This window comes from Tomitella gaofuii (assembly GCF_014126825.1).
Classification (GTDB): domain Bacteria; phylum Actinomycetota; class Actinomycetes; order Mycobacteriales; family Mycobacteriaceae; genus Tomitella; species Tomitella gaofuii.
In genome coordinates this window covers 2,424,155-2,438,458 of record NZ_CP059900.1, presented here as the reverse complement: position 1 = coordinate 2,438,458, position 14,304 = coordinate 2,424,155, and the positions used below count along the sequence as shown (strand labels likewise).

General features: G+C 71.1%; 14 protein-coding genes. 9 read left to right on the top strand and 5 right to left on the bottom strand.

The features are described from left to right. Positions 1–2: 2 nt before the first annotated feature. The 5 genes from H4F70_RS11320 to H4F70_RS11300 are packed head-to-tail and all read right to left on the bottom strand — an operon-like array spanning position 3 to position 4,293. Entirely contained in the window at positions 3–806 is an 804-nt protein-coding gene (locus tag H4F70_RS11320; RefSeq protein ID WP_182357274.1) for an enoyl-CoA hydratase/isomerase family protein, read from the bottom strand. Next, positions 803–1,294, bottom strand: coding sequence for a Zn-ribbon domain-containing OB-fold protein (locus tag H4F70_RS11315; RefSeq protein ID WP_182357273.1), 492 nt, complete (start codon positions 1,292–1,294; stop codon positions 803–805). The genes H4F70_RS11320 and H4F70_RS11315 overlap by 4 nt, the downstream gene beginning before the upstream one ends. An 11-nt stretch (positions 1,295–1,305) precedes the next feature. Continuing rightward, positions 1,306–2,481, bottom strand: a complete 1,176-nt coding sequence (locus H4F70_RS11310; protein WP_182357272.1) for a thiolase C-terminal domain-containing protein — start codon at positions 2,479–2,481, stop codon at positions 1,306–1,308. Beyond that, complete coding sequence (locus H4F70_RS11305; RefSeq protein WP_182357271.1) at positions 2,471–4,015, bottom strand: class I adenylate-forming enzyme family protein; 1,545 nt, start codon at positions 4,013–4,015, stop codon at positions 2,471–2,473. Before H4F70_RS11305 ends, H4F70_RS11310 begins: the two co-directional genes overlap by 11 nt. Further along, the gene (locus H4F70_RS11300) at positions 4,012–4,293 is read right to left on the bottom strand and encodes a VOC family protein (protein WP_338064854.1); all 282 of its coding nucleotides are present in this window, start codon (positions 4,291–4,293) and stop codon (positions 4,012–4,014) included. Before H4F70_RS11300 ends, H4F70_RS11305 begins: the two co-directional genes overlap by 4 nt. 24 nt (positions 4,294–4,317) lie before the next feature. Here H4F70_RS11300 and H4F70_RS11295 point away from each other — a divergent pair, with 24 nt between their 5' ends. The 9 genes from H4F70_RS11295 (at position 4,318) to H4F70_RS11255 (ending at position 14,204) form a co-directional block, all read left to right on the top strand. After that, on the top strand, positions 4,318–5,388 hold the full coding sequence (locus tag H4F70_RS11295; RefSeq protein WP_235681063.1) for a class II aldolase/adducin family protein: 1,071 nt from the start codon (positions 4,318–4,320) through the stop codon (positions 5,386–5,388). An 18-nt stretch (positions 5,389–5,406) separates the two neighbouring features. Then, positions 5,407–6,303 (top strand): VOC family protein, encoded by an 897-nt coding sequence (locus H4F70_RS11290; protein ID WP_182357269.1) that lies wholly within the window; start codon positions 5,407–5,409, stop codon positions 6,301–6,303. Next, on the top strand, positions 6,300–7,244 hold the full coding sequence (locus H4F70_RS11285) for an NAD(P)-dependent oxidoreductase (RefSeq protein ID WP_182357268.1): 945 nt from the start codon (positions 6,300–6,302) through the stop codon (positions 7,242–7,244). The genes H4F70_RS11290 and H4F70_RS11285 overlap by 4 nt, the downstream gene beginning before the upstream one ends. Positions 7,245–7,261: 17 nt before the next feature. Next, positions 7,262–8,506 (top strand): cytochrome P450, encoded by a 1,245-nt coding sequence (locus H4F70_RS11280; RefSeq protein WP_182357267.1) that lies wholly within the window; start codon positions 7,262–7,264, stop codon positions 8,504–8,506. Beyond that, positions 8,506–9,654, top strand: coding sequence for an acetyl-CoA C-acetyltransferase (locus H4F70_RS11275; protein ID WP_182360348.1), 1,149 nt, complete (start codon positions 8,506–8,508; stop codon positions 9,652–9,654). Before H4F70_RS11280 ends, H4F70_RS11275 begins: the two co-directional genes overlap by 1 nt. Positions 9,655–9,691: 37 nt before the next feature. Beyond that, positions 9,692–10,591 carry an SDR family NAD(P)-dependent oxidoreductase gene (locus tag H4F70_RS11270; protein WP_182357266.1) on the top strand — a complete coding sequence of 300 codons (900 nt, stop codon included), beginning with the start codon at positions 9,692–9,694 and terminating at the stop codon, positions 10,589–10,591. Continuing rightward, positions 10,588–11,364, top strand: a complete 777-nt coding sequence (locus H4F70_RS11265; RefSeq protein WP_182357265.1) for an enoyl-CoA hydratase/isomerase family protein — start codon at positions 10,588–10,590, stop codon at positions 11,362–11,364. Before H4F70_RS11270 ends, H4F70_RS11265 begins: the two co-directional genes overlap by 4 nt. Before the next feature lie 84 nt (positions 11,365–11,448). Continuing rightward, positions 11,449–12,597, top strand: coding sequence for an MBL fold metallo-hydrolase (locus H4F70_RS11260; RefSeq protein ID WP_235681062.1), 1,149 nt, complete (start codon positions 11,449–11,451; stop codon positions 12,595–12,597). After that, complete coding sequence (locus H4F70_RS11255) at positions 12,594–14,204, top strand: ABC transporter substrate-binding protein (protein ID WP_182357264.1); 1,611 nt, start codon at positions 12,594–12,596, stop codon at positions 14,202–14,204. The genes H4F70_RS11260 and H4F70_RS11255 overlap by 4 nt, the downstream gene beginning before the upstream one ends. Positions 14,205–14,304 lie beyond the last annotated feature (100 nt).

Below are 14,304 nucleotides of genomic sequence, written 5' to 3'. Positions count from 1 at the left end.
TCCTATCGGGTGCGGGGGCGGGGGCGGGGGCGTGCGGCGGCGCGGAAGCGCTCCTGGCCGGCGTCGAGGTGCTCGCGGCGGGTTCCCGAGGCCAGCAGCACGGTGCCCATGTCGACGGCGCCCTGCAGACCGAGGCGGCGCGCCGACCACAGCGCCCGCACCGTGGCCTGCACCGGTGGCGCGGGGTGGGCGGCGATGGATCGCGCGGCGCGCATCGCCGTCGTCATCAGGTCGGACCCCGCCACCACCTCGGACACCAGGCCGGTGGCGCGGGCGGTCTCCGCAGACATGCGCTCGTCGAGGCCCATCAGCGAAAGGCGCATCAGGTCGCCGAAGGCCATCCGGCCGCTGAGGAACATCGGCTCGTACACGGCTGCCATCCCGTAGCTCACATGCGGATCGAAGAACGTGGCATGGTCGGCGGCGATGAGGAAGTCGGCCTCGCCGAGCAGGTAGAACGCACCGCCGCAGGCCATACCGTTGACCGCGGCGATGACTGGCTTCCACAGTCCGTTGGTCTTGGGGCCGATCTCGGCGGCCAGGTCGTCGTAGGAAAACGGATCGAATTCCTCGTCGTCCTGCAGGATCTCGGTGCGGTCGATGCCGCTGGAGAACGCGGCCGACCCCTCGCCTGTGAGGACGATGCAGCGCACCGCCGGGTCGGACCGCATCGCCCGCCACAGCCGGTGCAGCCCGGAGCGCATGCGCGTGTTGAGAGCATTGTGCGAACCGGGCCGTGCGAGGGTGACGACGGCGACCCCGTCGTCGACCTCGCACCCGATGTCGTCGAATGCGTACCCGGTCATGTGTTTCCCTCCGTCGTCGTGTGCGTATCCGCCGCTCCGCGTCGCGCAGCGGGTCGGCCGTCGCGGTCTGCCGGCGCCGATGCCGGGCGTCCCGCGATGCGGAATCGCGGAAGCGCACGGCCCCCGCCCGTGTCCTCGAAGAACACCTCAACGGGCGCGTCGATGCGGACGATGGCGGGGTCTTCGTCCATGTCGGTCACCACCCGCACGCCCTCGTCGAGCTGCACGGTCGCCACCACGTAGGGCGTGCGGCCAGTCCAGGCGGGGTGGAATGCGTGGTGGGTAACGGTGAAGCTGTGGATGCGGCCGCGCCCGTTCGCCGCCGCCCACCGCCACGCGGCCTCACGGCAGTGCGGGCAGCGGTGCTGCGGGTAGTGCCGATGGCGCCCGCAGGCGTCGCAACGCTGCAGGACGAGGCGGCCGTCGGCCGCGGCTTCCCAGAAACCGGCGGTGAGGGGCGAGGGCTCGGGCAGGGGACGTCCCTGCACCGCCGTCCCGATCACCGTCCGCCCCGCTCGAGAATGGCGACCGATCCCTCGAAAAAGTCGCCCTCATTGCTCACCAGCGCGTGCTCGCAGCCGGGAACGAGGCGTTGCGGCTCCGCGGTACCGCGCAGCTGGTGGACCGCCTCGACCAGGTGATTCATGCCCGAGACGTGCGCCTCGGAGAGCAGCCCGCCGTGGGTGTTCACCGGCAGGGCCCCGCCCGGGCCGATGCGGCCGTCTTCGACGAACGGCCCGCCTTCGCCGGGGCCGCAGAATCCCAGCGCCTCGAGGCTGGCGATGACGAACCAGGTGAACGCGTCGTAGAGCTGCGCACAGTCGATGTCGGCGGGGCGTAGCCCGGCCATGCGGAAGGCGCGCCGCCCGGCGCTGCGCAGGCCATCGAGGACGGTGATGTCGTGCTTCTGCGTGATCGAGGTGGGCGGATCACCGTGGCCTTCGGCGATGCCCCTTACGAGCACCGGGCGGTGAGGCAGGTCTGCGGCGCGCTCGACCGAGGTGATCACCACCGCGGCGGCGCCATCGGTCTCGAGCGAGCAGTCGAAGAGGCGAAACGGGGTGGTGATCATGCGTGACCGGCGGTGGTCCTCGAGGGTCATCCCGCGGCCGTGCATGTAGGCGCGCGGGTTGAGGTTGGCGTGCCGGCGGCAGCCGACGGCCACGTGCCCGAGCTGCTCCTCGGTGGTGCCGTACAGGTGCATGTGCCGCTGCGCGGACTGCGCGAACCACTGCGCGGCCACGATGGCGCCGTAGGGCTTCTCGAACTCGCCGACCGTCGCGGTGACGCGCTCAGGGCGGGCCTGCGAGGTGGAGACGCGCTGTGCGCTGTATCCGCGCCGGCCCGCCACCACCAGCGCATGCCGGGACACTCCGGCCGCGACGGCCAGGCAGGCGCTCTGCACCGCCGACAGAACCGAGGCTCCGCCGGTGTGATGGGTGCTGGTGTAGGCGACGTCCGGCAGGCCGAGCTCGACGATGAAGTCCTCGGCGATGCGCTCGGACATGGCGTTGGGCATCACCGCGTCGATGTCGGCGGGGGTGAGGCCTGCGTCGGCGATCGCGCGCTCTGCGGCATCGAGCTGCAGCTGCAGCGTGCTGCGGTCCGTGCCGCGGGTGTACGGGGTCTGGCCGGTCCCGACGATGGCGCAGCGGCCCGCGAGGTCACCTGGCATCGGTCGCCCCGATCGCCGCCGGCGCGGCCGAGTAGCGGCGGCGCAGGTCGTCCTTGCGAGTCTTGCCGGCGCTGTTGCGGGGCAGTTCGGCCACGGTGATCACCTGTTCGGGGAACTTCTGCCGCATCAGCCCGGCGGCAGCGCAGTGCGCAGTGATCGCGGCGGCGTCCACCGTGCGCCCCGGCTCGGTGACGAGTACCGCGCACACCAGTTCGCCGCGCTCGGCGTCGGGCAGGCCGATCACCGCCGCATCGGCGACCGCGGGATGCTCGCGCAGCACCTGCTCGAGCTCGCCGGCGTGGATGTTCTCGCCCTTGCGGATGATGATGTCCTTAATCCGGCCGGTGATGCGCAGGTGTCCGTCGTCGTCGATACGGCCCAGGTCGCCGGTGGCGAACCAGCCGTCGGCGTCGAGTGCCGGCGTGGACTCGCCGAGGTAGCCGAGGAACACAGCCGCGCCGCGGATGTGCACTTCGCCATCGTTCTGCGTGCCGCCGGTCCCGGTCGCGCGGACCTCGATGCCGCCGCAGGGGCGGCCCACCGTGTGCATGAGATGCTCGTCGGTGTCGTCGGGGCGGTTCATCGCGACGATGCACGACTCGGTCATGCCGTAACCGTGGGCGCAGCCCGCCCCGCCGATCTCGTCGCGCACCTGCACGTGCAGCTCGGGCGGCATCGGAGCCCCGCCCCCGGTCATGAAACGCAGCACGGGCAGAATCAAGCGACCGGGCGTGCGGCGCTGGGCGGCGAGGAAACCGGTGTAGAACGCCGGACCCCCGCCGGCGATCGTGACGCCGAGGCGGCGGAAGGTCGCCGCGGTCCGCGCGGGTTCGAACGCTTCGACCAGCGCTAACGAGAAGCCTCTGTGCAATGCCGCGGCGAGGTTGGTGGCCCCGCCGATGTGCGTGACGGGGAAGGCGATGCCGTAGCGGTCACTCGGGCGGAAGCCCTGCGAATCGCACAGCGCCACCGCCCCCGCGATGAGTGTGGCATCGGTGTGGACGGCGATCTTGGGGTCGCCGGTGGTGCCGGACGTGGGGAAGAGCCACCGCATGTGCTCGGCCGACCCGGGGGCCGGCGGCAGGGTACGAGGATCGCCCTGCGGCAGCGCGCGATCGCAGAACAGTGTCCGCACACGTGGGACGCGGCCGCGCACTCGGTCGGCCAGAGCGGCGTAGTCGGTGCCCCGCCAGGAGGAGGGCAGGCACCACAGGCGTGCCTGTGCGGCGCCGAGCAGCAGCCGGAGCTCCCTGTCGCGGTGGATCGGCAGCACGGGCATCTGCGGCACGCCGAGGCGTGCGCACGCGCCCATCAGCACCATCGCCCCGATCCACGAGGGCAGCTGCCAGGCGAGCGTGTTGCCGGGACGCGCCCCCTCGGCGTGCAGCCCGGCGGCGGCCCGGAGCACCGCCTCGCGGTAGCCCGCGCACGTCATGGTGTGTCCGTCGTCGTCGACGAGGAGCACCGCGTCGGGCGTCGCCGCGGCGCGCTTTTCGACGAGCGCCCAGAACGTCGCGGCCGGCGGCGCACTCACCGGCCGCCCTCCATGACCTCGAGGGTGTTGCCGTCGGGGTCGCGGAGCAGTGCGGTGCGCACCCCGGGGCGTATTTCGACCGGCTCCGCCGCCACGGTGCCGCCGTGGTCGCCGCAGCGCCGCACCACGTCGTCGAGCGCGTCGACCCACAGGGTGCAGTAGGCGAGGCCCGCGCGGTCCCAGAACTGCGCGGGCGTCTGCGGTGCCTGAGTCGGGGGAGCGGCCGGAACCATGATCTTGACCAGCACGTCGTCACTGCGGCCGAGCCTGTGGACCACGCCCGCGGGGTAGGACCTCGGCGGATGTTCGGTCAGACCGAAGACGCACCGATAGAAGGCGGGCAGTGCGTCGTCGGCGGTGACGATGCCGACCTCGGCGGACTGGACGGTCATGGTTCTCCCTTCGCCGGCGGCGCCGACGGTGCGTCGCCGATCACGGTGGAAATCGGATGTTGTGCGGATCACATCCTGATGCTACGTTACGAAACGTCGCGTTTCAATATCAGTCAATCCGCCGATCCGACCCACCGAGGGAGGGGCTTCATGTCCAGCCATCCACCCATGTCGACGCAGGAGTCGTCCGCTGTCGCAGAAACGATGGAACGCCTGTCGCCGCCGGAGTTCGCCGATCCGTCGCAGGAACGCCGCCATCGCCAGGAGAGGCTCGCCGCGTCCTTCCGGATCCTGGCCCGCCTCGGCCTGACCACGGGCATCACCGGTCACATCACGGTGCGCGACCCGGAACACACGGACTGCTTTTGGGTCAACCCCCTGGCCGTGCCGTTCAGTGCGATGCGGGTGTCCGACCTGCTGCTGGTTGACGAGCACGGCACCGTCATCGAGGGCGACAGGATGGTCAACGCGGCCGCCTTCGCCATCCACTCGCGCATCCACCGGCACAACCCCGGCGTCAACGCCGCGTGCCATTCGCACTCGCCGTGGGGCCGGCCGTGGTCGGCCACCGGCCGGCTCGTCGAGCCCACCAGCCAGGACGCCTGCGCGTTCTTCGAGTCGCAGCGCCTGGCGCGTGGCTTCGAAGGGGTCGTTTTCGACACCGAAGTCGGCGACACGCTGGGTGCGGCCTTCGCCGAGCACGCCGGCAATGCCGAGCGGATCAACGTGGTGGTCCACGAGAACCACGGGCACATGACCGTCGGCGGCACCGTCGACGAGGCCGTCTTCTGGTTCATCCTCTTCGAGCAGATGTGCCAGGCCCAGATGCGCCTCGAGTCCACCGGCTGGCCGTACTCCGTGCTCGACACGGAAATGGCCCGGCATACCAACCGGCAGACCGGCACGCCCTACGCCGGCTGGCTCGGCTTCCAGAGCTACTTCACCGAAATCACACGCGAGCAGCCCGAACTGCTCGACTGACCTGGCAAGGAGTACACGATGAACCTTCGTGGTATCGGTTACATCGGGCTGAACGTGCCCGACCGGCAGGCGTGGGACCGCTTCGCGGCCGAGGTCGTGGGACTCGAGCCCGTCGCACGCACGGCGGGCGACCCGGACGCCTCGTACTTCACGGCCGACGAACGCCAATGGCGGATCGCCGTGCGGGAGGCCGCCACCGCGGGCGTCGGCTTCGTCGGCTTCGAGGTGCCGGGCGAGGCCGCCTTCGACGAGGTGGTGACATCGCTCGTGGAGGCGGGTGTGGCGCTCACCGCAGCCACCCCCGAGGAGCTGCGCGAGCGCGGGGCGCAGGCGATGGTGTGGTTCGACGACCCCGAGGGCACCCGGCTGGAGATCTTCTGGGGTCCGGTCGTCGACTTCCCGTTTCGGCCGCCGGTGGGCGGGCACCGGTTCGTCACCGACGGCGGGCTGGGGCACGCGGTGCTGATGGTGCGCGATCTGCCGGGCGCGCTGGCTTTCTACAAGGACGTGCTGGGGTTCCGCACGTCGGACTTCATGAACTTCGGCCCGGACATGGCCATCCACTTCCTGCACTGCACGCCCCGGCACCACACCATCGCGTTGAGCGCGGTGGGCCCGGTGTCGGGCACGCACCACATCGCCTTCGAGGTGGAGACCGTCGACCAGGTGGGCGAGGCCTTCGACCGCGCCACGGCGGCGGGCCTGGACATCACGGCCTCGCTCGGACGACACAAGAACGATCGGATGCTGTCGTTCTACATGCGCAGCCCCGCCGGATTCGAGGTGGAGATCGGCTGCGACCCGGTGCTGATCGACGAGGACACCTGGGTGGCCAACGAATTCACCGGCGGCGACTCCTGGGGGCATCACGGGCTGACCAGCGAATCGCTGGCCGAGTCGGTGGCGGGGCAGTGACCGCCGCGCCCCGGGTGCTCAGCCACGTCGGCGACCTGCCACGCTTCCGCGAGACGATGCGGGCGGAGGGGCTCGACGTCGAGGTGACACCGATACCACAGGACGGGCCGATCGACCCCGCAGCGGGCGGCGAGGTGCTGCTCACGCCGGCGCAGGTCGCGCCCAATCTCGACGCCGTGCTGGCCCGCGGCGTGCGGTGGGTGCACACCGTGGGCACGGGGATCGACACATTCTCACTGGGCATCCTGGACGGACGGCCGCTGACCGTGAGCCGCGGCGCCACCTCGGTGCCGATTGCCGAGTGGGTGATGGCCCAGATCCTCACGGCCGAGAAGAATCTGCCGCAGAGCTGGGTGACCGCACCTCCTGAGCGGTGGGGCGGGGCGGAGCTCGGCAGCCTCGACGGCGCCACGGTCGCGATCCTCGGGCTGGGCGCGACCGGGATTGCGCTGGCCGAGCGTGCACTGCCATTCGGGGCGCACGTGCGGGCGCTGCGGCGCAGTGGCGCGCCCAGCCCGGTAGCGGGCGTGCAGGTCGTCCGCGACACGGCCGAGCTCGTCGACGGCGCCGACCACGTGGTGCTCGCCGCACCGCTCACCGCCGACACGGCCGGCATCGTCGACGCCGGATTTCTGCGGCGTATGAAGCCCGGTGCGCACCTGATCAACGTCGCGCGCTCGGGGCTTGTCGTCGACGACGACCTCAAGGCCGCGCTCGACAGCGGGGCACTGGGGTTGGCGTCGTTGGACGTGGCACCAACCGAACCGCTGCCGGCGGGCCACTGGTATTACCGGCACCCGCGCGTGCGGTTCAGCCCGCACTCGTCGTGGAGCGGACGCGGCGTCTGGGAGTCGATCGTCGACTCCTTCACCGGCAACTACCGCCGCTATGCGGCGGGCCGACAGCTAGAAGACGTCGTCGACGTCTCCCTTGGATATTGACCCGGATCGAGGACATCATGGACACAGCGGTATCGGAGGCCACGGCGGGCGTCGACTACGACCCGTATGCACCGGAATCGATGGTCGACCCGCGGCCCGCCTACGCGGCCCTGCGCAAGGCGGGGCCACTGCACTATCTTCCGCAATACAACGCCTGGGCGCTCGCCCGCTTCGAGGCCGTCTGGCAGGTCGCCCGCGACGGACGCAACTTCACCACTGAGCACCACGGCATGGCACCCATCTCGTCGCTCCTCGGCGAACCGGGCATCCCCAACTTCACCCAGGCGACGCCGCGGCGGCACACCGCGATCCGCCGGATTCTCAACAGCGGCTACGACCGCGCCGCCGCCGAGCGCGACACCGAATACATGCGCACGCTCGCGCGCGAGACGATAGCCTCCCTGGTTGCGCAGGGGGACGGCACCATGGACGTGTTCGCCGACTACGCCAACCGGGTGGCCGCACGCTACGCGGGGTACAAGGTGGGGCTGCCGGACGAGGATGCGGAGCGGATCCGCCACCGCGCCGAGCAGTTCTTTCACCGCGAGCCGGGGCAGCGGGGCACCTCCGAGGCCAACGCCGCCGCGGGCGCGGAGGTGTTCACGTATCTGCAGGAGCTGGTGGATTCGGCGCGAAAGGACCCGGACGGCGCGCACGGCGACCTCGCCCGGCTCGTCGAGGGGCGGGCGCAGGGCGAGCCGCTGTCGGATGAGGAGATCCTGGGCGACCTGTACACCCTCATCATCACCGGCTCCGAGACGACCGAAATCAGCGTCGCCGCCACCCTCTATAACTTGGCGCAGCATCCCGATCAGCTTGATGCGGTGCGTGCCGATCCGTCGCTGCTGCAGCCGGCGTTCATCGAGACGATCCGGTACGACCATCCCACCGACATTCTGTGCCGCGAGGTACTCAACGAGGTCGAGGTGTGCGGCCGCACGCTGCTGCCCGGCCAGCAGGTGATCATGATGTGGGGTTCGGCCGGCCGCGACGAAGACGAGTACCCCGACGCCGACCGCTATGACATCCACCGCGAGCCTGCACGCAGCCTGCTGTTCGGGCACGGGCAGTACAAATGCCTGGGAGAAAGCGTGGCCCTGCGGCTGGGCACGGTACTGCTCGAGGAATTCTTCGCGGCCGTCGACTCCTACACGGTCGACCGGGATCGCTGCACCCGCAAGTACGCCGAGTTCGTACAGGGCTTCAACGGGGTGCCTGTGTCCTACACGGTGCGCACGGCCGGCAGAGGGGGCGATGCGTGATGAACGCCGCTTACATCATCGACGCCCTGCGCACCCCGGTCACCCGGCGTGGCGGCGGACTGGCTGACATCCACCCCGCGGACATGGGTGCGCACGTGCTCCACAGCCTGATCGGCCGGTCGACGCTGGATTCGGCGCTGATCGACGACGTGATCTTCGGCTGCCTCGACACGCTCGGCTCGCAGGCCTTCAACATCGCGCGCACCGCGTGGCTGGCGGCAGGTCTGTCCGAGGAGGTGCCGGCGGTGACCATCGACCGGCAGTGCGGCTCGTCGCAACAGGCAGTGCACTTCGCCTCGCAGGCGGTGCTCTCCGGCACCGCCGATCTCGTCGTCGCAGGCGGTGTGCAGAACATGAGCACGGTGCCGATTTCCGCCGCGGCGCACGTCGACGAGGCATACGGAGAGCCGATCATAGGCTCGAGCGGGTGGCGTGAGCGGTACGGGCCGCGCCCGCTCTCGCAGTTCGACGCTGCCGAGCGGATCGCCCTGAAGTGGGGGATCTCGCGCGAAGATATGGAACGGTTCGCCCTAGAGAGCCACCGCCGGGCGCTCACGGCCATCGCGGAGGGCCGCTTCGCACGCGAGATCGTGCCGATGGACACGGAGGCCGTCGACACCTGCCCCCGCGCCGACACGAGCCTGGAGAAGATGGCCGGGCTGCGGGCGCTCACCGAGCGCGGGCTGGTCACGGCCGCCGTGGCCAGCCAGAACTGCGACGGAGCATCAGCACTGCTCATCGCCTCCGAACGGGCCGTACGCGAGCACGGGCTGCGCCCCCGCGCGCGGATCGTGCACCTGTCGTGCCGCGGGGCCGACCCGACGATGATCCTCACAGCGCCGATCCCCGCAACCCGCCGGGCACTCGACCTCGCCGGGCTGTCGGTGGACGACATCGACCTGTTCGAGGCCAACGAGGCGTTCGCGCCCGTGGTCATGGCCTGGCAGCGCGAACTCGGCATCGACCCGGAGCGGACGAACGTCAACGGCGGCGCGATCGCTTTGGGGCATCCGCTCGGCGCAACCGGCGGGCGACTGATGACGACCCTGCTGCATGAACTCGAGCGCACCGGTGGCCGTTATGGGCTTCAGACGATGTGCGAGGGCGGCGGGCTGGCCAACGTCACGATCATCGAACGACTCGATTGACCCAGTGCACCGGACGGCGGTGCGAAAGGCAAGAACAATGGCAGAGATTTTGGAAGGCAAAGTGATCGCGGTAACCGGCGCCGGCGGCGGCATCGGCCGCGCAGTGGCGCGGGCGTGCGCGGAGGCGGGCGCCGCGGTGGTGATCAACGACTACGGGGTGGCGGTGGACGGGGCCGACCCGGACAGCGCGGTGGCCGACGCCGTCGTCGAAGAGATCACGGCTGCCGGCGGGACCGCGGTGGCGGTGGCCGACAGCGTGACGTCGATGGCCGGCGGCCGGCGGATCGTCGACACCGCGGTGGAGCGGTTCGGGCGCATCGACGGCGTGGTCGCCACCGCGGGCATCCTGCGCGAACGGATGCTTTTCAACATGTCCGAGGAGGAGTGGGACCCGGTGGTCGCAACCCACCTTAAGGGCACGTTCACCGTGTTCCGGGCGGCGGCGGAAGTGATGCGGCGTCAGCGGGCGGGCCGGTTGATCGGCTTCGCGTCGGGGGCGTTCGCGGGCAGTATCGCGCAGGCCAACTACAGCGCGGCCAAGGGCGGCGTGGTGTCGCTGGTGCGCAGCGCGGCGCTCGGCCTGCACAAGTACGGGGTCACGGCCAACGCGGTAGCCCCCGTCGCCCGCACCCGCATGTCCGAGTCGATCCCGTTCGACGTGGGCGCGATCGGGTCCGCCGAGGACGTGACGCCGATGGTGGTGCATCTGCTCTCGGACCGGGCGCAGCACGTGACCGGCCAGGTGTACACGGTGGCGGGCCGCAAGATCGCGCTGTGGGCGCAGCCGCGCGAGATCAGGGCCGCCTACGCGCAAAAGGCGTGGAGCGTCGAGGGCATCGCCGAGTGCTTCGACGACCTGATCGGCCAAGATCGTATGCCGATGCTCGACCGGCTCGACGAGATCGCCGCCGCCGCGGCGGCGGCCCGGACTGCATGAGCGCGGGCGCTGGCGAGGCGCCGGCCGAAGTCGAGACCCGCATCAGCGACGGTATCGCCGTGATCCGGTTCGTCCGGCCCGACCGACGCAACTCCTTCACCGCCGGTCAGGTCGCCGAGCTCAGGGAGGCACTGGAGGCAGTGGAGGCGGACCCGCTCGTGCGCGCGGTGATCCTCACGGGATCTGGGCGCTTCTTCAACGTCGGCGGCACGCCCGACGGGGCCGGAGCAGAGTCGCGGCCGTGGGAGGCCGGCCGCGCGGCGCTGCGCGCACAGCTCGACCGTGCGGTCGGCCTGATCCGCACAATGCGGCGGATGCCGCAGCCGGTGATCGCCGCCGTCAACGGAGGGTGCGCCGGAGCCGGCCTCGCGCTGGCGCTGGCCGCCGACCTGCGGGTGGTCGACGAGCGGGCGCGGTTCAACACCGGGTTCCTCGCGCACGGAATGCCCGGCGAGCTGGGCGCGATGTGGTTCGCCACCCGACTGGCGGGCGCCGGCCGTGCACGCGGGCTGTTCCTGTTCCCCGGCAAGGTCGACGCTGCGGACGCGCACCGGGCCGGGCTTGTCGACACGGTGGTGCCGGCGGGGGGCCTCGACGACGCGGCGGCGGAGATGGCGCGACGCATCGCCGCCGCGCCGCCGGCGGCGGTGGCCGCCATGAAACGCAATCTCGCCGACGCGGAGCGGCTTCCGCTGGAGGAATACCTGGCGGCGGAGACTGACCGGCGCGTGGCAGTGGCGCACGCTGCGCGGCCCGCACCGCCGACACGGTGAGCCCGCGCCGGCGCCGCCGGGGCAGGACCCAGGAATACGGCCTGGGCACGAGTGGGCCGATAGACGATCGACGGAGGAGTGGACATGTGCGGTGGATGTGGCGGCGGTGCCCGGCAGGGGATGTCGCGGCGGGCATTGCTGGGCCGGGCCGGTGCGGCTGGCGCCGCACTCGGCCTGGGGATGTGGAGCGCGGGAGGCGCGGCGGCGGCGCCGGTGGGATCGGCCTCGCTCGGTTCGCTGGGCAGGACCGCGCCCTCCGGTGACGACGGCCGGTTCTCCGTGGTGCTGCTGGGCACGATGGCCGGCCCGCCGATCCTGCCCGACAGGTCGGGGATCGCTAGCGCGGTGGTGGTCGACGGCCGCGTATACGTGGTCGACTGCGGGCGCGGGTCCTGCACCCAGTACGTGCGGTCCGGGCTGCGCCTCGACGCAATCGAGGCGATTTTCCTGACCCACCTGCACGCGGACCACATCACTGACTATTACAACTTCTTCATGCTCGGCGGGAACATGCCGAACCGGTTCGACGACCACATCACGCGGACGGTGAAGGTGTACGGCCCCGGATCGGCGGGCGGGCTGCCGCCGGCCTTCGGTGGGGCACAGGTGCCCACGATCGGCTCCGATCCGACGCCGGGGACCGCGCAGATGACGCGCGACCTGCACGATGCCTACGCCTACACCTCAAACATCTTCCTACGCGACAGCGGGGTCGCGGACGTGCGGACGCTGGTGGATGCACGCGACATCGCCGTCCCGGAAGTGGGGGCAAACTTCCAGGCCACAGCCCCGGACATGGACCCCTTCGTGGTGTATGAGGACGACCGGGTGCAGGTGAGCGCGATCCTCGTGCCGCACGGCGTGTGCTATCCGGCGTTCGCCTTCCGTTTCGACACGGACTACGGGTCGGTGGTGTTCTCCGGCGACACGACCTACACCGACAACATCCCACGGCTTGCGCAGGGCACCGACCTGCTGGTGCACGAGGCGATCAACGTCGAGGGCAGCAACATGCCGCCGGCGATGCGCTCGCACATGCTTGAATCGCATGTCGAGGTGCAGAAGGTGGGCGCCATCGCCGAGCGGTGCGCCGCACGCCGCCTGGTGCTCTCGCACATCGGCGACATCTCGCACGGTACGATCGACTCGCCGACCTGGCGCGCCTGGGCGCAGGCCGGGTACCTCGGCCGCGCCGAGGTGGGCGAGGACCTGCAGCGGATCGTGCTCGCGTGAAACGCGGCGGGATGCGGCGCATCGCCGCGCGCCTCGCGGCCGCGGCCGGCGTGTGCGGGCTGCTCGCGGCGTGCGCCTCGTCCGGCGGAGGGGACAACGCGCGCCCGGGCCTCGAGGGGCTGCGCACCGTCGCGGGCGTCATCGGCGCCACCCCGGCCACGGGATCGCCGGTGCAGGGCGGAACGCTGACCTTCGCCGGGTACTCGATGCGCGCCAACCTGGACCCGGCGAAGTCGCGCCCCATCGGATCCACGGGCAGCACGGAGCTGGCCGCCGTCTACGACACGCTGCTGCGCTACGACGCCGCGGCGGGGGACTACCGGCCGCAGCTGGCCGAATCGTTCACCGAATCGGGCGACCACTTGTCGTGGACGTTGCGCCTGCGCCCCGGCGTCCGCTTCTCGGACGGCAGCGCGCTCGACGCCGATGCGGTGATCGGCAGCATCCGGCGGTACACCCGTGCACACGGCGCCAATAGCGATCAGTTCACCCGCACGGTGGTGGGAATGGACCGCACCGGCGACGACGAGGTGGTCTTCCGGCTGTCGGCGCCGTGGACGGGCTTCCCGGCCCTGTTCACGTTCGGCTACGGGATGATCATCGCGCCCGCCGGCTATGCGGATCCGGCGGGCTTCCGGCCGCTCGGCGCCGGGCCGTTCGCCGTCCGCGATTTCACCCCGGGCGTCTCGCTCACCGTCAGCGCACGCGACGACTACTGGCGCGGGCGCCCGCCGCTCGACACGGTGCGGTTCGTCGACATCTCCGGCGACAAGCCCAAGACGGACGCGCTGCGGTCGGGCGACATCGACATGGCCTTCCTGCGCGATCCGGAGGTCATCGGCGCCGCGACCGGGAGCTTCCCCGGCTACTACGAGCCGCTCAGCCTCAACGACGTGCTGCAGATCAACAACAGGGACGGGCATCCGGGCGCCGACCCGGCGCTCCGCAGGGCGATCGCAGCCGCGCTCGACCCCTCCGCGCTTGTGGAGCGGGCCTATGCCGGTGCGGGGCTGGCCACCGCAGAGGTGTTTCCGCAGTGGTCGCGGTGGCACGGCGATGCGGCCGCACCGGTGCACGACCCCGAGCAGGCGCGCCGGCTGGTGCAGCAGGCGGCCGCTGGCGGCACCGACACCACATTGACCTACGTGAGCCTCAACGATCCGGTCTCGCAGGCGACGGCGACGGCGATGCAGGCGATGCTGGGCGCCGTGGGGATCGACGTGCGGGTGGACTACGTCGCCACCGTCACCGACCTGGTCAAGAGGCTGTATGCGGACTTCGACTACGACATCGCCTACGGCTCGTACAGCGTCCCCGACCCGGTGGCAGAGCTGCGGCTGACGGCGGCGCTGGAGAGCCGTTCGCCCAACAACGTCGTCGGCTATCGGGACGCCGGCATGGACAGATTGCTCGCCGACGCGCAGCACGCGGTGGGCGACGACGCCAAGCAGGCGGCGTTCACCCGGATCGCGCAGAAGATCCACGACGACGTCCCGTTCGTGCCGTGGGCAACCGGACCGAACTTCGTGCCGTGGGCACCCGACGTGCACGGCGCGGTGCCGAGCAATGACGGGATCATCCTGCTCGACACCGCGTGGGTGGGCTGACCGGCCGCGGCGGGGCCGTCAGCCGCGGTCCCGCCGCGGCCACCCCGGCCACGTCACCCGCGGCGCAGTTACGTTCAACACCCGCAGGCGCAGCGCGTTG

Coding starts and splice junctions, on each gene's coding strand:
- H4F70_RS11260 (WP_235681062.1), top strand. CDS start 11,449: ATGTGCGGTGGATGTGGCGGCGGTGCCCGGCAGGGGATGTCGCGGCGG.
- H4F70_RS11290 (WP_182357269.1), top strand. CDS start 5,407: ATGAACCTTCGTGGTATCGGTTACATCGGGCTGAACGTGCCCGACCGG.
- H4F70_RS11295 (WP_235681063.1), top strand. CDS start 4,318: ATGTTCGGTCAGACCGAAGACGCACCGATAGAAGGCGGGCAGTGCGTC.
- H4F70_RS11275 (WP_182360348.1), top strand. CDS start 8,506: ATGAACGCCGCTTACATCATCGACGCCCTGCGCACCCCGGTCACCCGG.
- H4F70_RS11320 (WP_182357274.1), bottom strand. CDS start 806: ATGACCGGGTACGCATTCGACGACATCGGGTGCGAGGTCGACGACGGG.
- H4F70_RS11310 (WP_182357272.1), bottom strand. CDS start 2,481: ATGCCAGGTGACCTCGCGGGCCGCTGCGCCATCGTCGGGACCGGCCAG.
- H4F70_RS11280 (WP_182357267.1), top strand. CDS start 7,262: ATGGACACAGCGGTATCGGAGGCCACGGCGGGCGTCGACTACGACCCG.
- H4F70_RS11265 (WP_182357265.1), top strand. CDS start 10,588: ATGAGCGCGGGCGCTGGCGAGGCGCCGGCCGAAGTCGAGACCCGCATC.
- H4F70_RS11270 (WP_182357266.1), top strand. CDS start 9,692: ATGGCAGAGATTTTGGAAGGCAAAGTGATCGCGGTAACCGGCGCCGGC.